The following is a 26,312-nucleotide window of genomic DNA, read 5'->3' on the forward strand; positions in this document are numbered from 1 at the left end:
GGCTGAAGCGTCGCAGACGTGCGGCGGCCCGGTCGGATCGGGGGATCCGGCCGGGCCGCCGTTTCGGGGGGTGGGGTGGTGGTCAGGGTTCGATGGTGACCTTGATGGCCTCGCCCGCGGCGACCGTGGCGATGGCCTCGGGGACCTGGTCGAGGGTCATGCGGTGGGTGATGAGGTCCTTGACGGGGACCTTGCCCGACGCGATGAGTTCCAGGGCCTGCTTGTTGTGGGCCGGGCTGGAACCGTTGACACCGACCACGGTCAGCTCACGGTAGTGGACCAGGTTGGAGTCCAGCGTGATCGTCGGCGCGGTCTTCGGGAGACCGCCGAACAGGCTGATCCGGCCCTGCCGGGCCGCCATCCGCACACCGTCCTCCTGCGCCTTGCCCGACGCCGCGGCGGTGATGACGACATCGACACCACGACCGTCGGTCAGACGCAGGACCTCCTCGACCATGTCGACGTCCGCACCGCAGATCGCCGCGTCCGGCTGGACCGCGTCCGCGGACTGCTTCAGCCGGCCCGCGTTGATGTCCGCGAGGAACACCCGGCGGGCACCCCGCGCACGGGCGAGGTGGACGTGCATACAACCGATCGGGCCCGCACCCATCACGATCACGTCGTCGCCCTCGCCCACCCGGGCGAGTTCCTGACCGTTGATCGCACACGCCAGCGGCTCCGCCACCGACGCCTCCGCAAAGCTGACGCCCTCGGGGATCCGGTTGAGACCGTCGACCTTCAGCACCGCGTGGGGAACGATCAGATACTCGGCGAACCCGCCGTCGTACTGGTAACCCACCGACGTCTGGTTCGGGCAGATCGTCAGCCGGCCGGCCGTGCAGTCCGCACACTCACCACACGGGACCGCCGCGATGACCTGGACCCGGTCACCCGCCTTCCAGCCACCCGCGACATCCGCGCCGACCTCGACGACCTCACCCGCGATCTCGTGACCCATCACCCGCGGCGGGTCCAGATGCTGATGACCGTGATTGAAGATCTTCACATCCGTACCGCACGTCGAGCAGTTACGGACACGGATCTTCACCTCGTCCGCCTGAGGAGAGGGCTCCGGCACGTCCTCTATCCGGAGATCACCGGGAGCGTAGAAACGTGCGACTTTCATGCGATGTCCTTGCTGATCGATTCCAGGAGCTGATGGATCTCGTCCGGGTCGGAAGAAGACCGCAGCTTCTCCGCCTGATCGGGCTCCAGCAGCAGAAGAGCCAGCGCCGAGAGGACCGCGATGTGCTCGTCGCCCCTCGCCGCGATCGCCACACACGTGGTGACCTGCTGGCCGCCCCAGTCCACACCGGCGGGGAACTGCAGAACCGCCAGCCGGGTCTCACGGACCAGGGACTTCGCCTCCGACGTGCCGTGCGGGATCGCGACACCCTCACCCACGAACGTCGACACCGACCGCTCACGGTCCAGCATCTTGTCCGTGTAACCCGCCTCGACCGCGCCGAGTTCCTGCAGCACCGCGCCGCACTGACGGACCGCGTCCCACCGGTCCACGGCCGTCAGGCCGACACGGATACCCTCACGGGGCAAAACCTCAGGCACGAACCTCTCCTCCGTCACGGATGGCGGCCTCCAGCTTGTCGAAGGCCGGGTCGTTCAGGAACGACTGGAACGGGATGATCACCGCGTCCGGAGCCACCGACCGCGCACGCGCCGCCAGGTCCTGATGCGTGACCACCAGCTTCGTCCCCGCCGGGATCTCGTTGACCGCCTTGTGCGTCACCGTCACCCCGTACGGCTTCAGCCGCTTCGTCAGCTGGCTGGCCAGCATCACACTGCTGCCCATCCCCGCGTCACACGCCACGATCACCGACTTCACGTCCGAACCCAGCAGCGACAGCGTCACCGCCTCCGCCTCGGCCACCACAGCCTCAGCATCCGCCGCCGCATCCGTACCGGCAACCGCGCCCGGCACCGCCACCGCCGACGGATCCACGTCCTCGTCCTTGGCCCGCTCCGTCTTCAGCAGCGCGGCACCCACCACGAACGACACCGCGGCCGCGACCACGATCGCCATCAGGACCGGGAAGTACCCGCCCTTCGGCGTCACCGCGAGATACGCGAAGATGCTGCCCGGCGACGGAGCCGACACCAGACCCGCCTTCAGGATCATCGCCGTCGACACACCCGACATACCGCCCGCGATCGCCGCCAGGATCAGACGCGGCTTCATCAGCAGGTACGGGAAGTAGATCTCGTGGATACCACCCAGGAAGTGGACCACGATCGCACCCGGAACCGACGGACGCAGCGTCTTCGGACCGAAGTACAGGTACGCCAGCAGAATGCCCAGACCCGGACCGGGGTTCGACTCGATCATGAACAGCAGCGACTTACCGTTGTTCGTCGCCTGCTCCACACCCAGCGGCGACAGCACACCGTGGTTGATCGCGTTGTTCAGGAACAGGACCTTCGCCGGCTCCACGATGATCGACACCAGCGGCAGCAGATGACTGCTCACCAGCCAGTCCACACCATGACCCGCGGCCTTCGTCGCCGCCGTCACCACCGGCCCGACACCCGTCAGACCCGCGATCGCCATCAAACCGCCCAGAATACCGGCGGAGAAGTTGTCCACCAGCATCTCGAACCCGGCACGCGTGTGCTGCTTCGTGAAGCCGTCCACCAGCTTCAGCAGATACGCCGTCACCGGACCGATGATCATCGCGCCCAGGAACATCGGCACGTCCGCACCGACCGCCACACCCACCGTGGCGATCGCCGCGACCACCGCACCACGCTGACCGTGCACCAGACGACCGCCGGTGTAACCGATCAGCACCGGCAACAGGAACGTGATCATCGGCGAGACAAGCTTCGCCATCGTCTCGTTCGGCATCCACCCCGTCGGGATGAACATCGCCGTGATCAGACCCCACGCGATGAACGCCGCGATGTTCGGCATCACCATGCCGGCCAGATGCCCACCGACCCGCTGGACCCGGGCTCTGAACCCCGGCCCTTCCAGGTTCTTCAGCTGCGCTGTGTCAGTCATTACATTTTCCGATTCGCTCCGGTAGGGATGAGACACGTCCCCGACCCCGACCAGCCAACAGCCGGTCATCGCGGCCGACCAGCGGCCGATCCAGCGGCAAAACCGCCGTCACCACGACCCCGGACGGAACGACGTCCGCCGGAGCCGGCATCACACTGCCCGGCAGACCCACAGCGGCCGCACCATGCGCCACTGCCGCCACCAGACCCCTCCACCCGGCACCGCCTGCGCCGAGGAAGCCCGCAAGGGAAGCGTCACCCGCTCCCACATCGCTTCGGACGTCGGTCACGGCCGCACTGCCGTACCACTCGCCCTCCGCCGAAACCAGCAGCATCCCGTCCGCACCGAGGCTGGCGAGGACCTGCCGGGCTCCCAGCCCGCGCAGTTCCCGTGCCGCCTCCAGTGCCTCGCCGACCGTCGTCAGGGGTCGGCCCACGGCCTCCGCCAGCTCTTCCCGATTGGGTTTGACCAGGTCCGGACCCTCGCCGAGCGCCGCGAGCAGCGCCGGTCCCGAGGTGTCCACCGCGATCCGCGCACCGGCGTCATGGACCGACGCCACCAGTTCCGCGTACCACTCGGGGGCCAGGCCGCGCGGGAGACTCCCGCAGCACGCCAGCCACTCCGTGTCCGGCCCGATGAGACCGTGCACGGTCTTCAGCAGGGCCTCCGACTCGTCCGCGGTGAGCTCGGGGCCCGGTGCGTTGACCTTCGTGAGCACACCGTCCGGCTCGACCACGCTGACGTTGACCCGGGTCTCGCCGCCCACCCACACCGGGGCGGTCTCGATGCCCTGGCGGCCCAGGAGCTCGGCCATCAGCATCCCCGAGGACCCGCCGAGCGGCATCGCGGCCGTCGTGGCGTGTCCCGCGGCGCCGAGCGCCCGCGACACGTTGACGCCCTTGCCGCCCGGGTCCACCCGGTCCGTGCCCGCGCGGTGCACCGCTCCGCGCCGCAGCTCTGCCACCTCGAAGGTGCAGTCCACGCTCGGATTGGGGGTGATGGTGACGATCATGCCCGGATCACCTGCGGTCCCAGGGCGCTGATCTCGGCGGCCCGCTCGTCGCTCAGGCCGGTGTCCGTGACGACCACGTCCACCTGGTCGATGGTGGCGAACCGGGCGAAGTACCGGGCGCCGTACTTGCCCGAGTCGGCGATCAGCACCACCCGGCGGGCACTCGCGACCATGGCGCGCTTGACGGCGGCCTCCGCGAGGTCGGGCGTGGTCAGTCCGGCCTCCGCCGAGAAACCGTTGGTGGCGATCACCGCGGTGTCCGCCTGCAGGTCGGCCAGATCGCGCAGCGCCCAGGCGTCCACCGCCGCCTGTGTACGGTGGCGCAGCCGGCCGCCGACCAGGTGCAGGTCGAGATGGGGGTACTCGGCGAGCCGGGCGGCCACCGGGAGCGCGTTGGTGACGACGGTGAGCGCGGAGTCCAGGGGCAGCAGGGCGGCCAGCCGGGCCACGGTGGTTCCGGCGTCCAGCAGCAGGCTGCCTTCCTCGGGGAGGAGGGCGAGAGCGGCCTTGGCGATCCGCTCCTTGTCGGCCGCGGCGGTCGAGTCCCGCTCCGCGAGTCCGGGTTCCACGAGATGCAGGCCACCGGCAGGCAGCGCGCCGCCGTGCACCCGGCGCAGGAGTCCCGCTCGCTCCAGGGCGGTCAGATCGCGCCGGACAGTCTCCTGTGTGACGCCGAAGTCTTCTGCCAGCGAAGGGACTTCCACCCGGCCGAGCTCCTGGGCCAGCTGAACGATCCTTTGCTGCCGCTCGGGTGCGTACATGTGGGATCAGGTCCGTTTCATGTGGGGTGATGCCTGTCTACGGCGAACAGTACTCCCGCCCCCAAGAAAGGCAACCACTTCCGAGTGTGTTGTTTTAGTTTTCCGATTGTGTTGACATCGGCGCTCTGAAGCACGTAAAACCTGGGGAAAACACCCCCATCGCGGGGATGGCAAACACAGATGTCCGGACACGCTTCCCCGGCCGTGTCCGGGCTCGGGGGCAGTCTGAGCCGCCTTTCGGACTGCCCCACCGCCACCCCGCCTCCGGTCCGGCCCCGTACGGGGCCGTCGCCGACCCGCTTCTCCAAGGAGACAAAGATGCCTCACCTTCTGGTCACCGTCGGCTCGCAGCAGGGCCTCCACGCCCGCCCGGCCTCCCTCTTCGTGCAGGCCGCGACGCGTCAGCCCGTCAAGGTCACCGTCGGCCGACCCGACCAGCCCGCCGTGGACGCCCGGAGCCTGCTGTCCGTGCTGGCCCTCGGTGCCGCACAGGGCGACACCCTCCAGCTCACGACCGACGAGGGCGAGCACGCCGCGACCGCCCTGGAGGAGCTCGCCAAGGTCCTCTCCAAGGACCACGACGCCTCCTGAGGCCGGGCCCCCTCGCCTCCTGAGGTCCTCCCCGCCTCCTGAGGCCTCCCCCTGGTACGTCTTGCAGTACGCCGTGTGAGCGGTACGCCGCGTGAGCCCGGTTCAGCGTCCCCGTGACCGGGCTGCGCGCGCGATGGTGACCACGGCCTTCTCCAGGGCGTACCCGGGGTCCTCCCCCCCGCCCTTCACACCGGCGTCCGCCTCGGCGACCGCGCGCAGCGCCACCGAGACCCCGTCCGGTGTCCAGCCGCGCATCTGCTGGCGCACCCGGTCGATCTTCCACGGCGGCATCCCGAGCTCACGCGCGAGATCGCCGGGCCGCCCGCCGCGCGCGGAGGACAGCTTCCCGATGGCCCGCACACCCTGGGCGAGCGCGCTGGTGATCAGCACCGGCGCCACCCCGGTGGACAGCGACCACCGCAGCGCCTCCAGCGCCTCCGCCGTCCGCCCCTCGACGGCCCGGTCGGCGACGGTGAAGCTGGACGCCTCGGCCCGCCCCGTGTAGTACCGCCCCACGACCGCCTCGTCGATCGTCCCCTCGACGTCGGCGCAGAGCTGCGACGCGGCGGACGCGAGTTCCCGCAGATCGCTGCCGATGGCGTCGACGAGCGCCTGGCACGCCTCGGGTGTGGCCGACCGCCCCGCCGTCCGGAACTCGCCCCGTACGAAGGCCAACCGGTCCGCCGGCTTGGTCATCTTCGGGCAGGCCACCTCGCGGGCCCCCGCCTTGCGTGCGGCGTCCAGCAGGGCCTTGCCCTTGGCCCCGCCCGCGTGCAGCAGCACCAGCGTGATCTCCTCGGCGGGCGCCGCGAGATACGCCTTCACGTCCTTGACGGTGTCCGTCGACAGGTCCTGCGCGTTGCGCACGACCACGACCTTGCGCTCAGCGAAGAGCGACGGGCTGGTCAGCTCGGCGAGCGTGCCGGGCTGCAACTGGTCCGAGCTCAGGTCCCGCACATCGGTGTCGGCGTCGGCGGCCCGGGCGGCGGTCACCACCTCCCGCACGGCACGGTCGAGCAGGAGATCCTCCTGGCCCACGGCGAGCGTCACGGGGGCGAGAGGGTCGTCATTCGCAGTCTTCCTGGCCACGGCACACAGCATCGCACGCACCACCGACATCGATCCGCCGCTGCCGCCCGGCCCCGGCACGCACCGGACAGCCGGACCTGACAGCCGGACCGGCCTACGGCTCCTCCCGCCACCCGTCCCACTCCCCCGCGAACGCGTCCAGTGCCGCCGCGTCCAGACGGCCCTGCTCGTCCCCCACGAGCACCAACCACTGGGCGTCCTCCGCGTCGTCGTCCCCGGCCAGGGCCTCACGGACGACAGCCGGTTCCTCCTCGGTCCCGAACCGCCCGGCGAGAGCGCCGGCCACCGCCTCGGCGGCATCACGGTCGGGCAGGACCAACACATGTCTCACATCGCTCACCGGGCCATCTTCCGGCATCCGCCGGGCCTCGGTCCCGGGTGATCCGCAGATCCCGGACCACTCCGGTGACGGCAGGCCCTAGTCCTCGAACGGGCCGATCTCGACATCGCCGCCCGGCACCGTCCGCTGCCGCACTCGTCTGCCCTTCTCGATGCCGACGAAGACGTCGTCCGCGGTCACGTGCTCCTTTTCGGCACCGGCATCCGCGCGGGTGTCGTCGGTGTCCGGGCGGGCGCGGCGGACCTCGGCATCCCGCTCCCAGCTGTACGAGCAGTGGATCTCGCTCGTGACCGCCCTGATGCTGTCGGGCGGCAACGCCTTCCTCGCCTCGCGGATCGCCGCCTCGACGGCGGCCTCGAACGCCTCGTGCGCGCGTTTGTACCGGACCGTCGACTCTGCGGTCTCAAGATCGAAATCGATGGTGATCGTCAGGTGCTTCGGAGCAGGCTTCGCTGCCACGGCAACCCCCCTGGTGTGATGGTGGAGATCCAGTCTGCTTGCCCACCCGGCCCGACCGCCACTGATCGCCGAAGGCGGAGACGGAAACGCCCTGCGTGGCGGAGCCGGTACCGCATCAGGTGGCCCGGCCCGGCCGCCGGGCCGGGCGGGGGTGTCGTCGGATCGCCGCTCCTGCGCCAGGATCGACGCATGCTGAGTGTCGGATCCGTTGTACTGGGCGTCTCGGATGTGCCGCGTGCGGCCGCGTTCTGGACGGAGGCGCTGGGATACGTCCCACGGGAAGAGATGGAAGACGATTGGGTGGTGCTGGTCCCGGCGGAGGGCACCGGGGTCCAGCTGTCGCTCGGCCTCAGTGGGACGCCGCTCCAGGAGCATCCCCGGATCCATCTGGACCTGTACGCCGGGGACGCCGCCGACCAGGCCGCCGAGATCGAGCGGCTCGTGTCCCTGGGCGCCCGGCACGTCGACTGGGACCTCTATCCGGACGACGCCGACTTCGTCGTGCTCGCCGATCCCGAGGGCAACCGCTTCTGCGTCATCGACACCGGTCACCACTGACGAAGGCGGGACACACCCCCGGCATATGAAGGGACCCTGCGCAGTCACATGATGCGCCAGGACGGCACGCGCCGTGATTCGCTGTCCTACAACGTGATCGCAGATGAGTGGCCCTCGCTGCGTGACAAGCTGCTCACCAGGGTCACGGCCAAAGCCACTGCCTGACCGTGCGCTGCCGTCACGGAGCGAGGAGGACGCGTTTCCACCGCGTGGAGGCCAGGGGCGTCTTCGTGTGTCCGGCTTCAGGACAGCGGCAGTTCGGCCAGCATGACGGCGTACACCGGAGAGTCCGGGAACGGGCGGCGCTCCCCGATCTTCCGGAAGCCCCAGGACTCGTACAGGGCTTGCACGCGGGGGTGCTCGGTGTCCACCAGCAGGACCACGAGGTCCTCGTCCCGCTCATCGAGGAGGGCCCGGGTGACAAGCTCTGAGACACCCTGCTTCCGGTATTTCTTGCCGACCGCCAACTCCGAGTAGGAGAAGGTGCGTCCCCTGTCGGGCTCTGCGTCCAGGTGCTCACGCCACCACTCGCGGCCCTCGGCCGACGGAGCCCCGTAGGCGAACGCCACGGCCTCCTTGCCGTCATAAGCGATCACACAGGCGAACTCCGGGTTGCCGCCCCAGTGATCCACGAACCAGGAGAAGCGCTGGTTGAACTCGTCGTCCATCGCGTCCACGTAGGCGTCCACGTGCACGTCGATGATCGACTGGCGAATCTTCGACAGATCGCCGTGACCGAAGCGGCGGACGACCAGATCGGCGGCACTCACAGTCAGCTCCATTCGGTTCGGAAGCGGTCGCCCCACTCTTGTGCGACCTCCGCGCCGGGCGCAAGAGTGATCAAGTCGCGGTAGAAGTCGCCGAGCAGGGACCTCATCCGTCCCGGGATCGGCGAGTCGGCCATCAGCTCGAAGACGTCGGAGGCCGTGGCACACGCCTGGTCGATGTCCCGCTGGTGGAGCTGGGTCAGGGCGAGGTTCACGGTGGCCAGGGCCCGGTTGCGACGGAACTGCGGGGTAAAGCCGCAGAGGCTCCCCCGGCCCCGTGGGGCACAGAGGAGCCCCGGCCGTCCGTGCGATCGGGGCTCCTCCCCGTCCGGGCCCTGGTGCACCCAAGTACCGGCCTCGTGCTTCTCCGTCCGGTGTTCGCGGCTCCCCAGCGCGGCTCGGGGGTCATGGCTTCAGTCTCGTGCGATCCGCAGGTTCCGGCCTTCGCCGGAGACGGCCAGGGCGCCGTCGCGGTCCGTGCGCAGGACCGTGGCCCCTGTGGCGCGCAGTGCGGCTACCGTGCTCGGTGCCGGGTGGCCGTACGGGTTGTCGGCGCCGCAGGAGATGAGGGCCAGGCGCGGGGCCGCCCTGCGGATGAGTGCCGGATCCTGGTTCGCCGAGCCGTGGTGGGCGACCTTGAGGACGTCCACCGGGCCCAGGAGCGCACCGGCCGGTGAGTCCAGCAGGGCCTGCTGGGCCGGGGGTTCGAGGTCGCCCAGCAGGAGCAGGCGCAGGCCGGCCGAGCGGACGAGCAGGGTCACGCTGGCGTCGTTCGGGCCGTCGGGGTCCGGGAAGGGGGGCGGTGGCGGCCACAGGACCTGCCAGGTCAGCCGACCCGTGGTGCGGCGTTCCCCGGCCACCGCCCGGGTGACGGGGATCCGGTGCGCGGCCGCCTCCTTCCTCACCAGCTCCGCCTGGTCCGCGGGTTCCTCGAACGGTGTCGTCTCGATCGCGCCCACCGTCCGTCCGCGCAGCACCCCGGGCAGCCCGGCGACGTGGTCGGCGTGGAAGTGGGTCAGGACGAGGAGGGGGATACGGGTGATGCCGAGCCGCCGCAGACAGCGGTCGGCGAGGCCCGGGTCCGGGCCGGTGTCCACGACGATGCCCGTGCCCTCGCCGACCGCCAGCACCGTCGCGTCGCCCTGCCCCACGTCGCACATCGCGAACCGCCAGCCGGGCGGCGGCCAGCCCGTGATCACCCTGGTCAGCGGGGCCGGCCGGACGATCGCGAGCAGGAGCAGCAGGCCGCACACCGCGCACAGCCAGGGGTGGGTCAGCAGGCGTCGCCCGACGGTCACGGTGATCGCGGTGACGGCCGCCAGCAGCAGCGCGCCCGGCCAGGTGCCCGGCCAGTCCACTCCCGCTCCCGGCAGCGCGGCCCCGGTCCTGGCCACCCATGCGATCCCGCCCGCGGGCCATCCCGCGCACCAGGCCAGCGCCCTGGCCAGTGGTATCGCCACCGGGGCCGCGGCGAGGGCCGCGAAGCCGAGCACCGTCGCCGGGGCGACCGCGATCTCCGCGAGCAGATTGCACGGCACCGCCACCAGGCTCACCCGCGCCGACAGCACCACCACGACCGGCGCGCACAGCACCTGGGCCGCGGCTGCCGCCGCCAGTGCCTCGGCCGGCCGGGCGGGCATCCGGCGGCGGACCAGGGCCTCGCTCCAGCGGGGGGCCAGGGTGAGCAGGGCGCCGGTGGCCAGCACCGAGAGGAGGAAGCCGTAGCTGCGGGCGAGCCAGGGGTCGTAGAGCACCAGCAGCAGGACGGCCGCCGCCAGTGCCGGGATCAGGGATCTGCGGCGGCCGGTCGCGAGCGCGAGCAGGACGACGGCCGCGCAGGCGGCGGCCCGCAGGACGCTGGGGTCGGGGCGGCACACGACGACGAAGCCGAGGGTGAGGGCCCCGCCGAGCAGTGCGGTCGCCCGGAGGGAGAGGCCGAGGCGCGGGGCGAGGCCACGGCGTTCGGCCCGCTGGGCCAGGGCCGGTGGGCCGATGAGCAGGGTCAGAAGGATGGTGAGGTTGCTGCCCGACACGGCCAGGGTGTGCGTCAGGTCCGTCGCCTTGAACGCCTCGTCCAGTTCCGGCGGGATGCGGGACGTGTCCCCGACGACCAGGCCCGGCAGCAGCGCCCGCGCATCGGGCGGAAGCCCGTCGGTCGCCTCGCGCAGCCCGGCGCGCAGCCGGCCCGCCAGCCGCTGGGGTGCGGAGGGTCCGGCGACCACCTGGGGCACGGGCTCGTTGCGGATGCGCAGCACGGCGGCGTCGCGGTCCGCGTCCATGAGCGGGGGTGTGAGGCGTGCGGTCACGCGCACGGTGGTGGAGGGCAGGAGGCCGAGCCAGGGAGAGCGGTCACGGGGGCGCGGGCCGGACTTGGATCCGCGCACGTCGACCAGCAGCAGGACCGGTGTCCGTGTCGTCACCGCCGTGCCGCCGGATCGCTCGACCCGTCTCACCTCTCCCTCGATCAGCACGACCGAGGGTGCCGCGTGGTCGCCCCTGACGTGCGGCCGGGTGAGCCGGGGGTCGGAGCCGACCTCGACCTCGGCGGTCACGGTGGCGTACCGGCGCGCCAGGTCCGGCACCGGGCCCCGGCGCAGGTCCGCCCCGTGCAGTCCGGCCGAGGCGGCGGACGCGGCGACGGCGAGGAGGACGGCGGCGCCCGTGGCCCGCGCCCACGGTGCGGCACGCCGCCGTACCGCCGGGGTCAGCAGCGCGCAGGCCAGGAACAGGCTGCCCACCGCCACGGCCGTGGACCGCGCCGCCGACACGGCCGGCAGCAGCGCGGCCGTCGCCCAGACCGCGAGTGCCGGGGGTACGAGGCGCAGGTCCGGCGGGCCTTCCTGGCGGGGGTGGGACGCGCCGAGCCTGCTCGCGGCGGCCGCGTGCACGGCGAGACGGGCGGGGGCCGCCGTCCTGGTGTCGCCGGCGGCCCGGTCCGTGACGTCGCCGGTCATGGCCGGACCAGTTCCCGCAGGTCGGTGAAGCGGCGCTGTCCGATGCCGTCGACCTGGCGCAGTTCGTCGACGGAGCGGAAGCCGCCGTGCCGGGTGCGGTAGTCGACGATGTGCTGGGCCAGTACGGGGCCGACGCCGGGGAGGGCGTCGAGCTGCTGTGCCGTGGCGGTGCTGAGGGAGACCGGCGCCATGGCGGTGACCGGTCCGGTGGCGGGGGCGGGGACGTCCGCGGCGGCCGGTCCCGCGGGTCCGGGTGCGGGTGCCGGGCCGCCGACCGTCACCTGCTCCCCGTCGATCAGGAACCGGGCGCGGTTGAGGCCGGAGGTGTCGGTGCCCGGCCGTACCCCTCCCGCCGCCCGCAGCGCGTCGACCAGCCGGGAACCGGCCGGCAGTCGCCGGATGCCCGGGTTGCGGACCCGGCCGGTGACGTCCACCACGATCTCCGGACCCGCCGTCGCGGCGGCGGCAGCTTGCTTCGGCTGTCCTCCGGGTTCGTTCCTCCGGTCCGGGCCTTCCTGGTACGGGCCCTGCCGGTACGGGGCGTCCGCCCGCACCACCTGCGGCGCACGCACCTGCTGGGTGCGGCCCGCCCAGTAGTGGTGCACGGCGAAGGCCACGGCGACGACCAGCAGCGCCGTCAGGGCGATCACGCTCCGGCGTTCCACTCCGCACCGCGTCTGCACCCACACGGGCAGCCGCTCGCGCACCGCGAGCCCGGCGCGCTCCCGCCGGCCCATACCGCCGGCCACCGGATCGGACACGGCCAGCGGATCCACCACGGACAGCGGATCGACCGCGGGCAGCGGATCGGCCGCGGGCAGCGGATCGGCCGCGGTCTCCTCCCCCGGCGGCGGTCCGTTCCCGGTCCGTACCGATCCGTCGTCGGCGTCCGCCCGTTCGGGGAAGAGCAGTTCCGCCCGGCGCCGGAGTGCCTCCGCGGGGGCCCGGCGGTCACGGCCGGTCCGTCGCCGGACGGCCGAACGTCGGTGCCGGGCGCGGCCGTCGGTGCCGGGCGCGCGGCCCGGTCCGCTGGTCACCGTGGCGGGGCGGGGACTTGAGGGGGCGTCCGGGGAGATCGCCGGGGAAGTCGCTGAGGAGCTGTGCGCGGGGTCGTCCGTGTGTGATCGCAGTGCCATGCGACGAGGATCCGGGATCCCGCCGGATCACGATGATCTTGGTCGGTTTCCGTGGACGGCCGGTCCGTTGTGGACAACTCCGCCCCTCACACGGGTGAATCCGTCAGCGCGGCGAGACCACCGCGCCCAGCAGCCCCGGTCCGGTGTGCGCCCCGATCACCGCGCCGACCTCGCTGACGTGCAGGGCGCCGAGTCCGGGCAGCCGGGTGCGCAGCCGGTCGGCGAGGGCCGATGCCCGGTCGGGGGCGGCAAGATGGTGGACGGCGATGTCGACCTCGGCGCCGCCCGCCCGCTCGGCGACGATCTCCTCCAGCCGGGCGATGGCCTTTGACGCCGTGCGCACCTTCTCCAGCGGTTCGATCCGGCCGTTCTCCAGCTGGAGCAGCGGTTTCACGGCGAGCGCGGAGCCGAGGAGGGCCCGGGCCGCGCCGATCCGGCCGCCCCGGCGCAGATACTCGAGGGTGTCGACGTAGAAGTACGCGGAGGTGGCGGCGGCCCGTTTCTCGGCGACCGCGACCGCCTCGTCGATCGTGCCGCCCGCCTCGGCGGTCTCGGCAGCCGCGAGTGCGCTGAAGCCCAGGGCCATCGCGATCATCCCGGTGTCCACCACTCGCACCGGCACCGGGGCCTCCCGTGCCGCCATGAGCGCGGCGTCGTAGGTGCCGGACAGCTCGGCGGAGAGGTGGAGGGAGACGATGCCGGTCGCGCCGGATGCGGCGGCCTGACGGTAGGTCTCGGCGAAGACCTCGGGGGCGGGGCGCGAGGTGGTGACGGGGCGGCGTTTCTGGAGGGCCTGGACGAGGGCGCGGGTCGAGATCTCGGTGCCCTCCTCGAATGCCTCGCCGTCGACGACCACCGTCAGGGGTACCGCGGTGATGCCGTGGCGCTCCATCGTCCGCTGCGGCAGGTAGGCCGTGGAATCGGTGACGATCGCGACATGGCGGGACATGAACTGGAGGTTACCTTCCGTGGTACCCGGACGGCAGCCCGGCTTCTGCCGACCGGGGGGCGAGAGGCCCGGTCAAGTCGTGCTCTCGGGGCGGGGCTTCTTCTGCCAGGGGTAGGCGGGGCGCCGGGCGGGCGGGTCGAGGGCGGCACGGCCGGATTCCCCGGCGCCCCGCGAGGCGGAGCCGTCGGCGGCCGTGCCGTGTGCCGCCCGGTGGGGTGTGCCGTCGGAGCCCGGCGTGTCCGGCCAGGTCTGCTCGGTCGCCGGGCCGGCGGCGGTGGGGGCGGCCTCGGGCCAGGGGGGCGGGGTGTGCGCCGGGTCTTCGGTCTTCTTCCAGTGCCGCAGGGCCCCGGCCTCCACGTCGATCTGCGCGCTCAGGTTCTCCAGGTCGTCGTCGGCGAAGCGGCGGGCCCGGTCGCGGGCGGCCCAGCGCAGCGCGTCCGCGGACCGGGTGACGCGCTCGGTGCGCTCCCGGAGCGCGGGCAGCAGCTCGGCGAGTTTCGTCCGGTCGGGCTCGGACTCCAGGCGCCTGAGTTCGCCGTCGAGTTCATGGCCGTGCGCGCTGAGCTGCTGGAAGAGGCGCAGCGACTCCTTGAGGGACTCGTCCTCTGCGGCGCCCGCCTGGAGGGCGTCCTGGGTGGCGCGCATCGAGGTGCGCAGCTTGAGGCGCAGCTGGGCGAGTTGGGCGGCGGGGCCGATCTGGGTGAAGGACCTGGCGCGCAGGGTGTGGTCCTCGACGGTGCGGCGGGCCTGGGCGACGGTCCGGTCCACGCCGCGCTTGGCGGCACCGACCGCCTTCACCGTGGCGTAGGCGCCCAGGACCACGAAGAGCAGGAAGAGAAGGGCGAACACGGCGACCACGGCTTCCACGGCACTCCTCCTCAGGCCCCGCACGGCACAGCGTGTGCCGCTCTTCCACGGTAAACGCACAGGGCAGGCCCGGGGTTCCGTCAGAACCCCGAACCTGCCCGTAGGGGATCGCCCGGAGGCGGCTCCCCACCGTGCCCGCGGGCGCGCTACGCGGTGACGATGTTGACCAGCTTCGGCGCCCGCACGATCACCTTGCGGACGGCCGCGCCGCCCAGCGCGGCGACGACCTTCTCGTCGGCCAGGGCGGCCTTCTCCAGTTCCCCGTCGCTGATGCCGGGCGACACCTCCAGGCGCGCCCTGACCTTGCCCTTGATCTGCACGACGCAGGTCACGGTCTCGTCGACGACGTACGCCGGGTCGGCGACCGGGAAGTCGCGGTGGACGACCGAGTCGGTGTGGCCGAGGCGGCGCCACAGCTCCTCGGCGATGTGCGGGGCCAGCGGGGCGGCCATCAGCACCAGCGGCTCGGCCACGGCGCGCGGCACGGCACCCCCGGTCTTGGTCAGGTGGTTGTTCAGCTCGGTGAGCTTGGCGATGGCCGTGTTGAAGCGCAGCCCCTCCAGGTCCTGGCGCACGCCGTCGATCGTCTTGTGCAGGGCGCGCAGGGTGTCCACGTCGATGTCCGCGGGCTCCGTGTCGACGACGGTGACCGCGCCGCTGTCCTCGTCGACGACGTTGCGCCACAGCCGCTGCAGCAGCCGGAACTGGCCGACCACGGCGCGCGTGTCCCACGGCCGGGAGACGTCCAGGGGGCCCATGGCCATCTCGTACAGGCGCAGCGTGTCGGCGCCGTACTCGGCGCAGATCTCGTCCGGGGTCACCGCGTTCTTCAGCGACTTGCCCATCTTGCCCAGCAGGCGGGTGACCTGCTCGCCGCCGTGGAAGTACGCGCCGTCACGCTCCTCGACCTCGGCGGCCGGGACGGCGATGCCGCGGCTGTCGCGGTAGACGTAGGCCTGGATCATGCCCTGGTTGAACAGCTTGTGGAACGGCTCGGCGGACGACACGTGGCCCAGGTCGTACAGCACCTTGGACCAGAAGCGCGCGTACAGCAGGTGCAGCACGGCGTGTTCGGCGCCGCCGACGTACAGGTCGACGCCGCCGTGCGGCAGGCCCTCGCGCGGGCCCATCCAGTAGCTCTCGATCTCGGGGTCGACCAGGCGCTGTGTGTTGTGCGGGTCCAGGTAGCGCAGTTCGTACCAGCAGGAACCGGCCCAGTTGGGCATGGTGTTGGTCTCGCGCCGGTACTTCTTCGGGCCGTCGCCCAGGTCCAGGGTGACGTTCACCCAGTCCTCGTTGCGCGACAGCGGGGTCTCGGGCCGGGTGTCGGCGGCGTCGGGGTCGAAGGTGCGCGGCGAGTAGTCCTCGACCTCGGGCAGCTCCAGCGGCAGCATCGACTCGGGCAGCGCGTGGGCGACGCCGTCCTCGTCGTAGACGACGGGGAAGGGCTCGCCCCAGTAGCGCTGGCGGCTGAACAGCCAGTCACGCAGCCGGAAGTTGACGGTGCCGTGGCCGATGCCCCTGCGCTCCAGCCACTCCGTGACGCGGGCCTTGGCCTCGGCGACGGGCAGCCCGTTCAGGTCGACCTCGTCGTTGGCCGAGTTGATGATCTTCGCGTCGTAGGACGCGAACGCGTTCTCCCACGTGGCGGTGTCGGTGCCGCGCCCGTCGGTCGGCTCGACGATGCAGTGGACCGGCAGTTCGAAGGCGCGGGCGAACTCGAAGTCGCGCTGGTCGCCCGCGGGGACGGCCATGATGGCGCCGGTGCCGTAGCCCATCAGGACGTAGTCGGCGATGAAGACCGGGACGCGGTCGCCGTTGACGGGGTTGGTCGCGTAGGCGCCGATGAAGACGCCGGTCTTGTCCTTGGCCTCGGCCTGGCGCTCCACGTCGGACTTGGCGGCGGCCTGGGCGCGGTAGGCGGCGACGGCCTCGATGGGCGTGGCGTGGCCGCCGGTCCACACCTCGTGGGTGCCCTCGGGCCAGGCGGCCGGGGTGAACTTCTCGACCAGGGGGTGTTCGGGGGCCAGCACCATGTAGGTCGCGCCGAACAGGGTGTCGGGGCGGGTGGTGAAGACGGTGATCTGCTCGCCGTCGATCGGGAAGTCGACGCGGGCGCCCTCGGAGCGGCCGATCCAGTTGCGCTGTTGCAGCTTGATGGCCTCGGGCCAGTCCAGCCCCTCCAGGTCGTCCAGCAGTCGGTCGGCGTAGGCGGTGATGCGCATGTTCCACTGGCGCAGCTTGGCCTTGAAGACGGGGAAGTTGCCGCGCTCGGAGCGGCCGTCGGCGGTGACCTCCTCGTTGGCCAGTACGGTGCCCAGGCCGGGGCACCAGTTGACCGGCGCGTCGGAGGCGTAGGCCAGCCGGTACTCGCCCAGGACGTCGGCGCGCTCCACGGCGGTCAGCCGGTCCCACGCGCGCGTGTGCCCCGGTACGGCACGCTCACCGCAGGCGAACTGGGCGATCAGCTCGGAGATCGGGCGGGCCCTGCCGACCTCGTCGTCGTACCAGGAGTTGAAGATCTGGACGAAGATCCACTGGGTCCACCGGTAGTAGTCCGGGTCGATGGTGGCGAACGACCGGCGCTTGTCGTGGCCCAGGCCCAGCCGGCGCAGCTGGGCCTTCATGTTCTCGATGTTGGCCTCGGTGGACACGCGCGGGTGCGTGCCGGTCTGCACGGCGTACTGCTCGGCGGGCAGGCCGAAGGCGTCGAAGCCCAGGGTGTGCAGCACGTTGTGGCCGCTCATCCGCTGGTAGCGGGCGAAGACGTCGGTGGCGATGTAGCCGAGCGGGTGGCCCACGTGCAGGCCCGCACCGGACGGGTACGGGAACATGTCCATGATGAACTTCTTGGGCCTGGCCGCGAGCGCCGGGTCGCCGGCCAGGTCACCCGTGGGGTTCGGCGCGGCGTAGGTGCCCTCGGCGTCCCAGAAGTCCTGCCAGCGTGCCTCGATGTCGGCCGCCATCGCGGCCGTGTAGCGGTGCGGCGCCGCCACCTCGGCGGCGGGGTTCGTCTCGCTCATGATCCTCAAAGCTCCATCGATCGTTACTGCCTGCGGCTGCGACTCCCCGGAGTCCTTCCGAGACCTTCCGGAAATGAAAAATCCCCTCGCACAGGAGGGGACGCCGCGCCGATGCCGGCCACTCGACTCACCCGGTGGCCGGGACTGATCAGCGCGGCTCGCTAAGCAGAAGGCGTACGGCACGCATGGCGTCAGGGTACCGCAGGCGTCGAGCGGGCCGCGACGGGCTTCCGGTGGGCGGGCGCGGTGGCCCGTCGACCGCTTGTGAAGGTTCTGAAAACCTGAACAACGTTCAATTATAACCCGGCGTAACCACCCCTATGCGGACAACACAGCCCCCGCGCAACCCTTTGATAACAACGCAATAACTCAAACGCCGTACCGCTCGGTTTGGATGCCACTTAGAGTGCTCGGTCGGGACCGCTTTCCCGAACCGCTCGGAGTTGCCCCCATGAACCCTCGCCGCAGTAACAGCTCGCTCCCCAAACCCGGCCGCTCGGCCTACGGGGTGGCGACCGCTGCCGTCCTGCTCCTCATACCCGTGATCGTGATGAACGGAGGCAGCTGGCTCCAGGACTTCCTGAACTTCGGCGCCGGCGTCCTGTCGCTCGTCTGCCTGACCTGCTCGGTGATCTGGGGCCTGGTCGCCCAGGACCGGATCATCCTGAACATCCGCCAGCGCATCGTGGCCCAGGGCATCCACCGGATCACCGCCGTCGGCTCCATCGCGTTCCTCCTGGTGCACATCACCATCAAGCTCGCCCTCGACCACACCGTGCTGATCGCCGCGCTGATCCCCTTCAGCCTCGGCGTCACCGGCAGCGGCGGGCTGATCGGCCTCGGCTCCGTGGCCGGACTGCTCATGATCTTCGTCGGGGTCACCGGCGCCCTGCGCAACCAGTTCGCCTCCCCCGCGCCGGTCGCCGCCCGCTGGCGCGCGATGCACATGCTGGCCTACCCGGCCTGGTGCGCCGCGCTGATCCACGGCCTGTTCGCCGGACGCCCCGCGAAGACGTTCTTCATGGTGTCCTACGAACTCAGCCTGATCGCCGTCGCCGCGATGCTCGCCCTGCGTGCCGCGCCGCGCCCGGTCAAGCGCAAGGTGGCCGACCGGATCATGTCGCTGCTCGGCGGCGACGAACGCGCGATCCTCGACGACCTCGACGCCAGCCGTTCCCGCGTCTCCGAGTCCGCCGCGCCCGCCGGCGGCGGCTCGCTGCCCGGCTACGAGGGACGGCGCGCCCCGCGCTCCCCGCTCGGCGACACCGGGACCGGTGCCCAGCCGCGGGTGATGTCCCCGTCCGCACCGCGGTACGAGGCCCCCGCGGCCCAGCCCGCGAACGGTTTCGCCGCCGCCTACCGGACCGTCACCCCGCCCGGACAGCCCCAGCAGAACTACGGCGCCGACCAGACCGCCCGCATGGACATCCCGATGAACCCGCAGGACACCGGGGCGATGCCGAGGATGAACCCGGGCGGCACCGGCAGCTGGCCGGTCCCCTCCCCTCCCCCGGTCGGCGAGGCCCCGCCGTCGGCCTACGACCCGCTCCAGGACACCGGCTTCAACATCCCCGCCTACGGCAGCCAGGCGCCCGGCGGGTACCGCGGAAGTGACGTGTACGACACCGGTGAGACAAACCCCCTCTACGGCACGTACAACCCCAATGACACGTACAACAGCGGTCCCACCCCAGCACCAAACCCCGGCGAGTCCTTCGACACGCCGGGTTCGGGCGAACCTTGGAACACGCCTTCCGGAGGCTATAGGTGAACGAGGCCCTGCCTGACGTACCGGAAGTCCGCGTGGTCGGGCTTCCCCAGCTCACGTCTGGCTTCGACCTTGTCGAACGACTTGATCTGCCCATGCACCTCAAGGTGCACGGGCCGCTCGAACCGATGGGCGGGGAGCAGCTCGCGCAGCTCTCCGAGGCCATCAGCCTGAAGGGCCGCGGCGGCGCGGGCTTCCCCTTCCACAAGAAGCTGCGCTCGGTCGCCGACGCGGCGATCAAGCGCGGCGTCCGGCCGGTCGTCGTCGTCAACGGCAGCGAGGACGAACCGGCCTGCCGCAAGGACACGGTGCTCATCAACCGTGCCCCGCACCTCATCCTGGACGGCGCGCTGCTGTGCGCCGAGGCCCTGGGCGCCCGCACGCTGGTCATCGGCGTCACCCGGGAGTCCACCCAGCGCTCCATGGAGGCCGCGCTCGCCGAACGCGGCCTCAGCAACAGCCGCCGCTCCGCGCTGCGCGCGAGCGTGCAGCGCAACCCGGTACGCATGGTCACCGGCGCGGCGGCGTCACTGATCCGGTCCATCGACGGCGGCCCGGCCATCCCGCCGGGCCGCAAGGTCAGCGCCTCGCAGAACGGCGTCGGCGGCGCCCCGACCCTGCTGTCCAACGCCGAGACCTTCGCCCAGCTGGCCATCGCCGCCCGCATCGGCCCCGAGCGCTACGGCCACACCGGGCTCTACGACGAGCCGGGCACCGTCATGCTCACGGTCTCCGGCGCGGTCGCCCGGCCCATGGTCCTCGAGGTCCCCACGGGGGTGCCGCTGCGCTACGTCCTGCAACTGGCCGGCGCGCCGCCGGTCCCGCAGGGCGTGCTGACGGGCGGCTACCACGGCAAGTGGATCGACGCGGCCACCGTGAACGAGGCGATCGTCTCCCGCAACTCGCTGGACGCCGTGGGCGGCGCGCTCGGCGCGGGCGCCATCCTTCCGATCAGCCAGGAGACCTGTCCGCTCGGCGAGTCGCTGCGTGTCGCCCAGTGGCTGGCCGAGGAGAGCGCGGGACAGTGCGGTCCCTGCTACCTCGGTCTGCCGGCCGCCGCGCGCGGTCTGGAGGACGTCCTCAACGGCGGCGGACCGGCCGCCCTGGAGGCGCTCAAGCAGGTCGCGAAGAGCGTCAAACGGCGCGGCGCCTGCTCGCACCCGGACGGCTCGGCGATGTTCCTGGAGTCCACCGTCAAGGCGTTCACCGACGACCTCGCCGCGCATGTCCTTGGCAACGGCTGCGGGCGCCCCGTGGAGGGGGTCCTGCCGCTGTTCGAGGGAGGCAGGGCGCCGACGGGCATCCCCGGTGGCGCGGAGCCCGAGGAGACCGGCTCCAGCCGCCAGAAGATCTACGTCGACTGGACGCTGTGCCGCGGCCACGGACTGTGCGCCGACATCCTCCCCGAGGTCTTCGAACTCGGTGCCGACGGCTTCCCGACCGTCGCCCAGGCCCAGGTGCCGCGCTACGCGGAGGCGAAGGCGGTCCGCGCGGTGCGCCGCTGCCCGGCACTGGCCCTGCGCATCGAGGAGGAGACGCCCCGCGACCGCGCCCCGGCCCGCAACCTGCCGGTGGTCTCCCAGGGCCGCGGACGGCGGGCCCTGGGCCGCTGAGGCCCTCATCCCGTACCGGAGAACGGCGGGCGCCCCCGAGGGGCGCCCGCCGTTTCCCTGTCCGGTTTCCCGGACTTCTGTCCCGTTTCCCGGCCGCCCTCGGCGTTTCCCTGATCGCCGGGAAACGCCGAGGGCGGGTCATCCGATCCGGATGACCCGCCCTCACCGATTGTGGAGCTAAGGAGAATTGAACTCCTGACCTCCTGCATGCCATGCAGGCGCTCTACCAACTGAGCTATAGCCCCGTACGGCTACGCGGTCTGACCGCGTGTCGCGCGTGTCCGCCCGGTTTCCCCGGCGGCGACGCCAACATTACACGGTCCACCGGGTGGAACACCAAATCGTTTCCAGGCCGCCCGCCACCGCGCTCACGGGCGCCGGTTCAGGCCGTCACGAACGAGTAGAACCGCTTGAGGGTGCAGTGCTCCTCCAGGAGGCGGCCGTAGATCGGCTCGCCCTCCAGCTCGCGGTAGGTCTCGATCGGGTCGCCCTTTATGATCAGCGCCCGCGCGCATTCCTCGCACCAGTACTGGTAGTCGGGGTTGATCGGCTCCATGTCGCGGACGATCGGCGTACCGCTGCCGCACCAGTCGCACTTCCGCCTGTGTGCACCCATGTATCAGCTCCAGCGGCGGCCGCGGGCCGCGCACACGGAAGAGGCCGTGTCCCGGGTCGACGCCTCGCCGAGGAGGTGGCCGACCTCCCCGAGGATGCTCGCAGGCATCACTACTCCCTCCCGTCGGGCCGCGCCCCCTTCCGGCCGTTTGATTCTGCCACGCCACCGGCCTGACGGTCAGCGACGCCTCAGTACCAGTCAGGACACGGCTCAGGGCCGCCGTCACGGCCGGCGCGGGCTGGTGCGCGAGAAGCGTTACGAAGAGGTATACGCCTGCGGACCCCGGGCGACTCAAGTCCGTTCAGGACCGCTTCATGATCACTTGAGACCGGCTTAAGGAATCCGCGGACCGCTTCGGACAGAGCGGCACATCACAGAAAATCCCGCCCCTGACCCAGGGACGGGATTGTCGTGATGAGGGCGATCCGTGGAGATCGATCTGTGGAGCTAAGGAGAATTGAACTCCTGACCTCCTGCATGCCATGCAGGCGCTCTACCAACTGAGCTATAGCCCCTCGCCGAAGCGGTGTACCGCCGCGCCGTTCTCCCCGCTCGGCGGGGTGAACAAGAAGAACTCTAGCCTGCGACCTGCCGGAAAGTGAAATCCGGCTCCGGCGGGCTCCCGGGCCCCCGGGGCCGGTGCTCAGGGGGTTCAGTCGTCGTCGCCCAGGACCGGCTCGGGGAGGGTGCCGGCGTTGTGCTCCAGCAGGCGCCAGCCGCGCGCGCCCTCGCCGAGCACGGACCAGCAGCAGTTGGACAGGCCGCCGAGGCTCTCCCAGTGCCGGGCGTCCAGGCCGAGCAGCCGCCCGATGGTCGTACGGATGGTGCCGCCGTGACTGACCACGACGAGCGTGCCGTCCGCGGGGAGCTTCTCGGCGTGCCGCAGCACGACCGGGGCGGCGCGGTCGGCCACCTCGGTCTCCAGTTCGCCACCGCCTCGGCGGATCGGCTCACCGCGCTTCCAGGCGGCGTACTCGTCGCCGTGGCGCCCGATGATCTCCTCGTGGGTCAGCCCCTGCCAGACGCCCGCGTAGGTCTCGCGCAGGCCGTCGTCGTGGGTGATCTCCAGGCCGGTGAGCCCGGCGAGCTCGGCGGCGGTGCGGGCGGCGCGGACGAGGTCGGAGGCGACGATGGCGTCGGGCTTCAGGGAGGCCAGCAGCCGGGCCGCACGGCGGGCCTGGGCGACACCGGTCTCGGTGAGCTCGACGTCGGTGGTGCCCTGGAAGCGGCGCTCCACGTTCCACGCGGTCTGACCGTGCCGCCACAGGATGATGCGGCGGCCCCGGCCCCGCCCGGCGTCGGTCACGTCACCGGTGCCGCTCATCGCCATTCACCGCCCAGGTCCGCGGACTCCTCGGCGGCCTGCAGCCGGGCGTGCTCCGCGGCCTTGCCGCGGGTGGCCTTGGCGTCGGCGGGGAGATCGAGCTCGGGGCAGTCCTTCCACAGCCGCTCCAGCGCGTAGAAGACGCGCTCGTCGCTGTGCTGGACGTGCACGACGATGTCGACGTAGTCGAGCAGTACCCAGCGGGCCTCGCGGTCGCCCTCGCGGCGTACCGGCTTGGCGCCGAGTTCGTTCTGCAGACGCTCCTCGATCTCGTCGACGATCGCCTTGACCTGGCGGTCGTTGGGCGCGGAGGCCAGCAGGAAGGCGTCCGTGATCGACAGGACGTCGCTCACGTCGTAGGCGATGATGTCGTGCGCGAGCTTGTCGGCTGCGGCCTGGGCAGCGGTGGTGATGAGCTGGAGAGAGCGGTCGGTCGCGGTCACTACAGGGCTTTCCGTCGGCGGTCACTTGCCACCAAGGGTCTCACGGACCGCCCGTGGGACCCCACGTGATTGACGGATCACGCGGGGTCCCCTGGCCGGGCCGGGGCCCGGGCGGACCGGGCCGGGCCGGAGCCATGGCGGAGCGGGCCGGGCCGGAGCCATGGCGGAGCGGGTCAGGACGACGACGGCTTGTAGTCCTGCCCCAGGACCACCGTGACGTCGGCGTTGGCACCGACGCTGCCCTTGGCCACGGAGCCGCTCGGCAGCCCCAGGGTCTTGGCGACCTCGGTGGCGTTCTCCTTGTCGGCGGCGTCGCCGTACAGCACCTTGGACGTGGCCTCGACGGCCGACGGGGTGCCGCCGTCGAGGAAGGTGAAGCCGCCGTTGAGCAGCACCACGCGGGCCTTCTCGGTGTTGTCCTTGGTCCCGGAGCCGTTCTGCACGGAGACCCGGACCGCGGATCCCTCGTCCGGGCTCTTGGCGGTGCCGCCGAGGACGTCCTTGACCACGCTCGCGCTGGTCTCGGCGCTGAGGGTGCCGTCGGTCTTGACCGGCAGTACGGCGGTTTTGTAGTCGCCGCCCTTGGCGAGGTCGGCGAGCTTGGCGAGGAAGGTGCCCAGGTCCTTGTCGGTCAGGGAGGGATCGAGGATCTGCGCCAGGGTCTGCACGGTGATCGTGGCGGCCGACGGATCCGAGGACAGCTTGCGCAGCACCCCCTGCATGACCTGCCCGAACCGCTCCAGCTGGGCGTCCTGGGACTCGCCGGAGGCGCGGTAGGTGGCGTAGGCGACGGCGAGTTTGCCGCTGAGGGTCTGGTCCTGGCCCTTGTGGACGAGGGGCGAGGCGCCCTTCTTCTTCGAGGACGGGTCGGGCACGTCGGCGTCGGTGTCGATGTCGATGTTGCCGACGAGGTCGACCAGGTTCTGCAGATACGGGGTGTCCAGGCGCCAGGTGCCCTGGATGTCCGTACCGAGGACGGTGTCGAGCTGGTCACGGGTGCCGGAGGAGCCGTCGTCGTCGACGGACTTGGCGAGGGTCGTGGTGGTGCCGTCGTCGTCGCTGAGCGCCAGGGAGTTGGGCAGCAGGACGGTGGTGCCCTTCTTGGTGGTGGTGTTGTCGACGAGGAGCGCCGTGGAGGTGCCGCTCTTGCCGGTGTTGTGCAGATGGACGACGATCACGTCGCGCTTCTGGGCTCCGGCGGCCGTGGTGGTGCCGTTCGCCGAGCCGGCGGAGGACAGGCCGGGCAGCTTCCCGGCGAACCAGAGGTAGCCGACGCCGCCGGTGGCGACCAGGGCGAGCACGACGGCCAGCGCGATGACCCGGCCGCGGGCGCGGCGGCGGGCCTCCTCACGGCGTTCGGTGCGGTTCTCGGTGAACGCGAGCCAGTCGATGACGTCCTCGGAGTCGCCGTCGGGTTCCTCGACGAAGGCGAACTGCGCGGTGTGGTAGTCCCGTTCCGGCGCGGGCCCGGGGGTCTCCTCGGCCGGGTCGGGCTCCGGTCCGCGCACCGGGCCGGGCTGCTGGGGGATGTAGGGGGTCTGCTCGGTGACCCGTGCCTGGCGGCCGGTGGTGGCGGTCTGCCCGTACGGGTCGTACGGCGCCGCGCTCGCGCCACCCTGCGGGCCGGTACCGGTGCCTGTGCCGGTGCCGAAGGCGTCGAAACCGCCGTGGCCGCCGTAGCCGCCGTCGGGGACGGACGGCTGCTGCCCGGTGTCGTACGGCGCGTCGTAGCGGGTGTCGTACGGGGGCACGGGCGGCTGCTGGCCGGTCGCGTACGGGTCGTAGCCGTAACCGGGCTGCTGCTGTTGCTGTTGTTGTTGTGGCTGCTGTTGTTGTGGCTGTGCGTACGGGTCGTAGGCGGCCTGGGCCTGGGCCGGCCGGTAGACCGGCCGCCCGTACTCGTCGTAGCCGACGAGTTCGTACCCGTCCCCGTATCCCGCGTCGTATTCGTTCACCGGTAGCCCCTCTCGGCTCACTCGCCGCGGTACAGCTCGCGCTTGTGGATATAGCGCACGACACCGTCCGGCACCATGTACCAGATGGGTTCTCCTTGTGCGACCCTCGCACGGCAGTCCGTGGAGGAGATCGCCAGGGCGGGGACCTCGACGAGGGAGACGCGGTCCTCGGGGAGCCCCTCGTCGGTCAGGTGATGGCCGGGTCTGGTGACCCCGATGAAGTGGGCGAGGGAGAACAGCTCGTCGGTGTCGCGCCAGGTCAGCAGCTGGGCGAGGGCGTCGGCGCCGGTGATGAAGAAGAGGTCCGTGTCGGGGTTGAGGGCGCGCAGGTCGCGCAGGGTGTCCACGGTGTAGGTGGGGCCGCCGCGGTCGATGTCGATGCGGCTCACGGAGAACTGCGGGTTCTCGGCGGTCGCGATGACCGTCATCAGATAGCGGTCCTCGGCCGGGGAGACCGTGCGGTGGCTCTTCTGCCACGGCTGGCCGGTGGGGACGAACACCACCTCGTCCAGCCGGAACTGCGCGGCGACCTCGCTGGCCGCCACCAGGTGACCGTGGTGGATGGGGTCGAACGTACCGCCCATGACACCGAGACGGCGTCTGCCGGGGCGTGCCGGACCCTGGCCGGGGCCCTGTTCGGGACCTTGTGCCGGACTGTCGTCCCGTCTCCGCGCCGGACGGTGCGGTGTGCCGCCGCCCGTCTCTCCGTCCACGTCGTCCGCCGGACAGGCACTAGGCATGTGGAGCTCTCCCATGCGTGCAGACCCTACCGGCCCGTTCTTGGCGTCCCGGTCCACGGACCGTCCACGGGCCCTCGGCGGACCCTCCACGGGCCCCGGGGCGGGGCCCCGGGGGCGGGTGGCGCGCGGCTCAGCGGTCCCGGTTGAAGCGGGTGGTGATGAACAGCAGGAGCAGCAGGATCAGCAGCGCTCCGCCGCCGGTGACGAAGGGGCTGAGGCTCTCGTGGTTGCCGCCCTCGGCCTCGGCGAGGGCGGCCAACTGGACTGCGGTGTCGGGGAAGCTCATCTTCGGCAGGACCTATCCGGTGTGGGCGGGATAAAGATGTCG

24 protein-coding genes, 2 tRNA genes and 1 pseudogene are annotated in these 26,312 nt (G+C 71.6%); 4 read left to right on the forward strand and 23 right to left on the reverse strand.

Annotated features, from left to right (window positions below):
* Nucleotides 1-82: 82 nt before the first annotated feature.
* From ABZ862_RS10560 to ABZ862_RS10580, 5 genes are read right to left on the reverse strand one after another with little or no spacing between them, the layout of a single operon-like run.
* Nucleotides 83-1,126: a zinc-dependent dehydrogenase gene (locus tag ABZ862_RS10560; protein WP_360955526.1), complete on the reverse strand. Its 1,044-nt coding sequence runs from the start codon at nt 1,124-1,126 to the stop codon at nt 83-85.
* Nucleotides 1,123-1,566, reverse strand: a complete 444-nt coding sequence (locus ABZ862_RS10565; RefSeq protein ID WP_360955528.1) for a PTS sugar transporter subunit IIA — start codon at nt 1,564-1,566, stop codon at nt 1,123-1,125. Before ABZ862_RS10565 ends, ABZ862_RS10560 begins: the two co-directional genes overlap by 4 nt.
* Nucleotides 1,559-3,055, reverse strand: coding sequence for a PTS mannitol transporter subunit IICB (locus ABZ862_RS10570; protein ID WP_360955530.1), 1,497 nt, complete (start codon nt 3,053-3,055; stop codon nt 1,559-1,561). The genes ABZ862_RS10565 and ABZ862_RS10570 overlap by 8 nt, the downstream gene beginning before the upstream one ends.
* Nucleotides 3,012-4,031 (reverse strand): 1-phosphofructokinase, encoded by a 1,020-nt coding sequence (gene pfkB, locus ABZ862_RS10575; protein WP_360955532.1) that lies wholly within the window; start codon nt 4,029-4,031, stop codon nt 3,012-3,014. The genes ABZ862_RS10570 and pfkB overlap by 44 nt, the downstream gene beginning before the upstream one ends.
* Nucleotides 4,028-4,792, reverse strand: coding sequence for a DeoR/GlpR family DNA-binding transcription regulator (locus ABZ862_RS10580; protein WP_360955534.1), 765 nt, complete (start codon nt 4,790-4,792; stop codon nt 4,028-4,030). The genes pfkB and ABZ862_RS10580 overlap by 4 nt, the downstream gene beginning before the upstream one ends.
* 318 nt (nt 4,793-5,110) lie before the next feature.
* On the opposite strand from ABZ862_RS10580, the gene ABZ862_RS10585 reads away from it, so the two are divergent.
* Nucleotides 5,111-5,383, forward strand: a complete 273-nt coding sequence (locus ABZ862_RS10585; RefSeq protein ID WP_360955536.1) for an HPr family phosphocarrier protein — start codon at nt 5,111-5,113, stop codon at nt 5,381-5,383.
* A gap of 102 nt (nt 5,384-5,485) precedes the next feature.
* Here the strand turns inward: ABZ862_RS10585 and holA are convergent, their stop codons facing one another.
* The 3 genes from holA to ABZ862_RS10600 all read right to left on the reverse strand — a co-directional run bounded on the left by holA (nt 5,486) and on the right by ABZ862_RS10600 (nt 7,271).
* Nucleotides 5,486-6,472, reverse strand: a complete 987-nt coding sequence (gene holA / locus ABZ862_RS10590) for a DNA polymerase III subunit delta (protein WP_360955538.1) — start codon at nt 6,470-6,472, stop codon at nt 5,486-5,488.
* Nucleotides 6,473-6,566: 94 nt separating this feature from the next.
* Nucleotides 6,567-6,812, reverse strand: coding sequence for a hypothetical protein (locus tag ABZ862_RS10595; RefSeq protein WP_360955540.1), 246 nt, complete (start codon nt 6,810-6,812; stop codon nt 6,567-6,569).
* Between the two features lie 78 nt (nt 6,813-6,890).
* Nucleotides 6,891-7,271 carry a hypothetical protein gene (locus ABZ862_RS10600; RefSeq protein ID WP_360955542.1) on the reverse strand — a complete coding sequence of 127 codons (381 nt, stop codon included), beginning with the start codon at nt 7,269-7,271 and terminating at the stop codon, nt 6,891-6,893.
* A gap of 189 nt (nt 7,272-7,460) precedes the next feature.
* On the opposite strand from ABZ862_RS10600, the gene ABZ862_RS10605 reads away from it, so the two are divergent.
* Nucleotides 7,461-7,829, forward strand: a complete 369-nt coding sequence (locus ABZ862_RS10605) for a VOC family protein (protein ID WP_360955544.1) — start codon at nt 7,461-7,463, stop codon at nt 7,827-7,829.
* A gap of 242 nt (nt 7,830-8,071) precedes the next feature.
* Here ABZ862_RS10605 and ABZ862_RS10610 read toward each other — a convergent pair whose 3' ends face one another.
* The 7 genes and pseudogenes from ABZ862_RS10610 to leuS all read right to left on the reverse strand — a co-directional run bounded on the left by ABZ862_RS10610 (nt 8,072) and on the right by leuS (nt 17,525).
* A complete protein-coding gene (locus ABZ862_RS10610) occupies nt 8,072-8,611 on the reverse strand; it encodes a GNAT family N-acetyltransferase (RefSeq protein WP_360955546.1) in 540 nt (179 codons plus the stop codon).
* A pseudogene (locus ABZ862_RS10615) lies at nt 8,602-8,841 on the reverse strand (hypothetical protein); the annotation flags it as partial. The gene ABZ862_RS10610 and the pseudogene ABZ862_RS10615, both read right to left, overlap by 10 nt.
* A gap of 168 nt (nt 8,842-9,009) precedes the next feature.
* Nucleotides 9,010-11,550: a ComEC/Rec2 family competence protein gene (locus tag ABZ862_RS10620; RefSeq protein ID WP_360955548.1), complete on the reverse strand. Its 2,541-nt coding sequence runs from the start codon at nt 11,548-11,550 to the stop codon at nt 9,010-9,012.
* The gene (locus tag ABZ862_RS10625) at nt 11,547-12,686 is read right to left on the reverse strand and encodes a ComEA family DNA-binding protein (protein WP_360955550.1); all 1,140 of its coding nucleotides are present in this window, start codon (nt 12,684-12,686) and stop codon (nt 11,547-11,549) included. Before ABZ862_RS10625 ends, ABZ862_RS10620 begins: the two co-directional genes overlap by 4 nt.
* Before the next feature lie 103 nt (nt 12,687-12,789).
* Entirely contained in the window at nt 12,790-13,635 is an 846-nt protein-coding gene (locus tag ABZ862_RS10630; protein ID WP_360955552.1) for a DegV family protein, read from the reverse strand.
* A 72-nt stretch (nt 13,636-13,707) separates the two neighbouring features.
* Nucleotides 13,708-14,502, reverse strand: coding sequence for a hypothetical protein (locus ABZ862_RS10635; RefSeq protein ID WP_360955554.1), 795 nt, complete (start codon nt 14,500-14,502; stop codon nt 13,708-13,710).
* Between the two features lie 146 nt (nt 14,503-14,648).
* A complete protein-coding gene (gene leuS, locus ABZ862_RS10640) occupies nt 14,649-17,525 on the reverse strand; it encodes a leucine--tRNA ligase (RefSeq protein WP_360955556.1) in 2,877 nt (958 codons plus the stop codon).
* Nucleotides 17,526-17,976: 451 nt separating this feature from the next.
* Here leuS and ABZ862_RS10645 point away from each other — a divergent pair, with 451 nt between their 5' ends.
* Both ABZ862_RS10645 and ABZ862_RS10650 read left to right on the forward strand, forming a co-directional pair.
* Nucleotides 17,977-19,296, forward strand: a complete 1,320-nt coding sequence (locus ABZ862_RS10645) for a cytochrome b/b6 domain-containing protein (protein WP_360955558.1) — start codon at nt 17,977-17,979, stop codon at nt 19,294-19,296.
* A complete protein-coding gene (locus tag ABZ862_RS10650; RefSeq protein ID WP_360955560.1) occupies nt 19,293-20,906 on the forward strand; it encodes an NADH-ubiquinone oxidoreductase-F iron-sulfur binding region domain-containing protein in 1,614 nt (537 codons plus the stop codon). The genes ABZ862_RS10645 and ABZ862_RS10650 overlap by 4 nt, the downstream gene beginning before the upstream one ends.
* A gap of 172 nt (nt 20,907-21,078) precedes the next feature.
* On the opposite strand, the gene ABZ862_RS10655 is transcribed toward ABZ862_RS10650, so the two are convergent.
* The 8 genes from ABZ862_RS10655 to ABZ862_RS10690 all read right to left on the reverse strand — a co-directional run bounded on the left by ABZ862_RS10655 (nt 21,079) and on the right by ABZ862_RS10690 (nt 26,270).
* Nucleotides 21,079-21,151: transfer RNA gene (locus ABZ862_RS10655), tRNA-Ala, on the reverse strand.
* 137 nt (nt 21,152-21,288) lie between these two features.
* Nucleotides 21,289-21,522: a hypothetical protein gene (locus ABZ862_RS10660; protein WP_006136074.1), complete on the reverse strand. Its 234-nt coding sequence runs from the start codon at nt 21,520-21,522 to the stop codon at nt 21,289-21,291.
* Nucleotides 21,523-21,964: 442 nt separating this feature from the next.
* Nucleotides 21,965-22,037 (reverse strand) — tRNA-Ala (locus ABZ862_RS10665).
* 137 nt (nt 22,038-22,174) lie between these two features.
* Nucleotides 22,175-22,852, reverse strand: coding sequence for a histidine phosphatase family protein (locus ABZ862_RS10670; protein WP_360955563.1), 678 nt, complete (start codon nt 22,850-22,852; stop codon nt 22,175-22,177).
* Nucleotides 22,843-23,289: a ribosome silencing factor gene (rsfS, locus tag ABZ862_RS10675; RefSeq protein WP_360955565.1), complete on the reverse strand. Its 447-nt coding sequence runs from the start codon at nt 23,287-23,289 to the stop codon at nt 22,843-22,845. Before rsfS ends, ABZ862_RS10670 begins: the two co-directional genes overlap by 10 nt.
* Before the next feature lie 173 nt (nt 23,290-23,462).
* The gene (locus tag ABZ862_RS10680; protein ID WP_360955567.1) at nt 23,463-25,244 is read right to left on the reverse strand and encodes an LCP family protein; all 1,782 of its coding nucleotides are present in this window, start codon (nt 25,242-25,244) and stop codon (nt 23,463-23,465) included.
* A gap of 17 nt (nt 25,245-25,261) precedes the next feature.
* Nucleotides 25,262-25,828 (reverse strand): nicotinate-nucleotide adenylyltransferase, encoded by a 567-nt coding sequence (gene nadD, locus ABZ862_RS10685; RefSeq protein ID WP_360955569.1) that lies wholly within the window; start codon nt 25,826-25,828, stop codon nt 25,262-25,264.
* 286 nt (nt 25,829-26,114) lie between these two features.
* Nucleotides 26,115-26,270 carry a hypothetical protein gene (locus ABZ862_RS10690; protein ID WP_360955571.1) on the reverse strand — a complete coding sequence of 52 codons (156 nt, stop codon included), beginning with the start codon at nt 26,268-26,270 and terminating at the stop codon, nt 26,115-26,117.
* Between the last annotated feature and the right edge of the window lie 42 nt (nt 26,271-26,312).

It is taken from the genome of Streptomyces sp. NPDC047000 (assembly GCF_040644295.1).
Taxonomy (GTDB): Bacteria; Actinomycetota; Actinomycetes; order Streptomycetales; family Streptomycetaceae; genus Streptomyces.

Excerpts from the sequence above, each read along its gene's own strand:
- ABZ862_RS10560 (WP_360955526.1), bottom strand. The coding sequence starts at position 1,126 with ATGAAAGTCGCACGTTTCTACGCTCCCGGTGATCTCCGGATAGAGGAC.
- pfkB (WP_360955532.1), bottom strand. The coding sequence starts at position 4,031 with ATGATCGTCACCATCACCCCCAATCCGAGCGTGGACTGCACCTTCGAG.
- ABZ862_RS10580 (WP_360955534.1), bottom strand. The coding sequence starts at position 4,792 with ATGTACGCACCCGAGCGGCAGCAAAGGATCGTTCAGCTGGCCCAGGAG.
- ABZ862_RS10585 (WP_360955536.1), top strand. The coding sequence starts at position 5,111 with ATGCCTCACCTTCTGGTCACCGTCGGCTCGCAGCAGGGCCTCCACGCC.
- ABZ862_RS10605 (WP_360955544.1), top strand. The coding sequence starts at position 7,461 with ATGCTGAGTGTCGGATCCGTTGTACTGGGCGTCTCGGATGTGCCGCGT.
- ABZ862_RS10610 (WP_360955546.1), bottom strand. The coding sequence starts at position 8,611 with ATGGAGCTGACTGTGAGTGCCGCCGATCTGGTCGTCCGCCGCTTCGGT.
- ABZ862_RS10620 (WP_360955548.1), bottom strand. The coding sequence starts at position 11,550 with ATGACCGGCGACGTCACGGACCGGGCCGCCGGCGACACCAGGACGGCG.
- ABZ862_RS10625 (WP_360955550.1), bottom strand. The coding sequence starts at position 12,686 with ATGGCACTGCGATCACACACGGACGACCCCGCGCACAGCTCCTCAGCG.
- ABZ862_RS10630 (WP_360955552.1), bottom strand. The coding sequence starts at position 13,635 with ATGTCCCGCCATGTCGCGATCGTCACCGATTCCACGGCCTACCTGCCG.
- leuS (WP_360955556.1), bottom strand. The coding sequence starts at position 17,525 with ATGAGCGAGACGAACCCCGCCGCCGAGGTGGCGGCGCCGCACCGCTAC.
- ABZ862_RS10645 (WP_360955558.1), top strand. The coding sequence starts at position 17,977 with ATGAACCCTCGCCGCAGTAACAGCTCGCTCCCCAAACCCGGCCGCTCG.
- ABZ862_RS10660 (WP_006136074.1), bottom strand. The coding sequence starts at position 21,522 with ATGGGTGCACACAGGCGGAAGTGCGACTGGTGCGGCAGCGGTACGCCG.
- ABZ862_RS10670 (WP_360955563.1), bottom strand. The coding sequence starts at position 22,852 with ATGGCGATGAGCGGCACCGGTGACGTGACCGACGCCGGGCGGGGCCGG.
- nadD (WP_360955569.1), bottom strand. The coding sequence starts at position 25,828 with ATGGGCGGTACGTTCGACCCCATCCACCACGGTCACCTGGTGGCGGCC.
- ABZ862_RS10690 (WP_360955571.1), bottom strand. The coding sequence starts at position 26,270 with ATGAGCTTCCCCGACACCGCAGTCCAGTTGGCCGCCCTCGCCGAGGCC.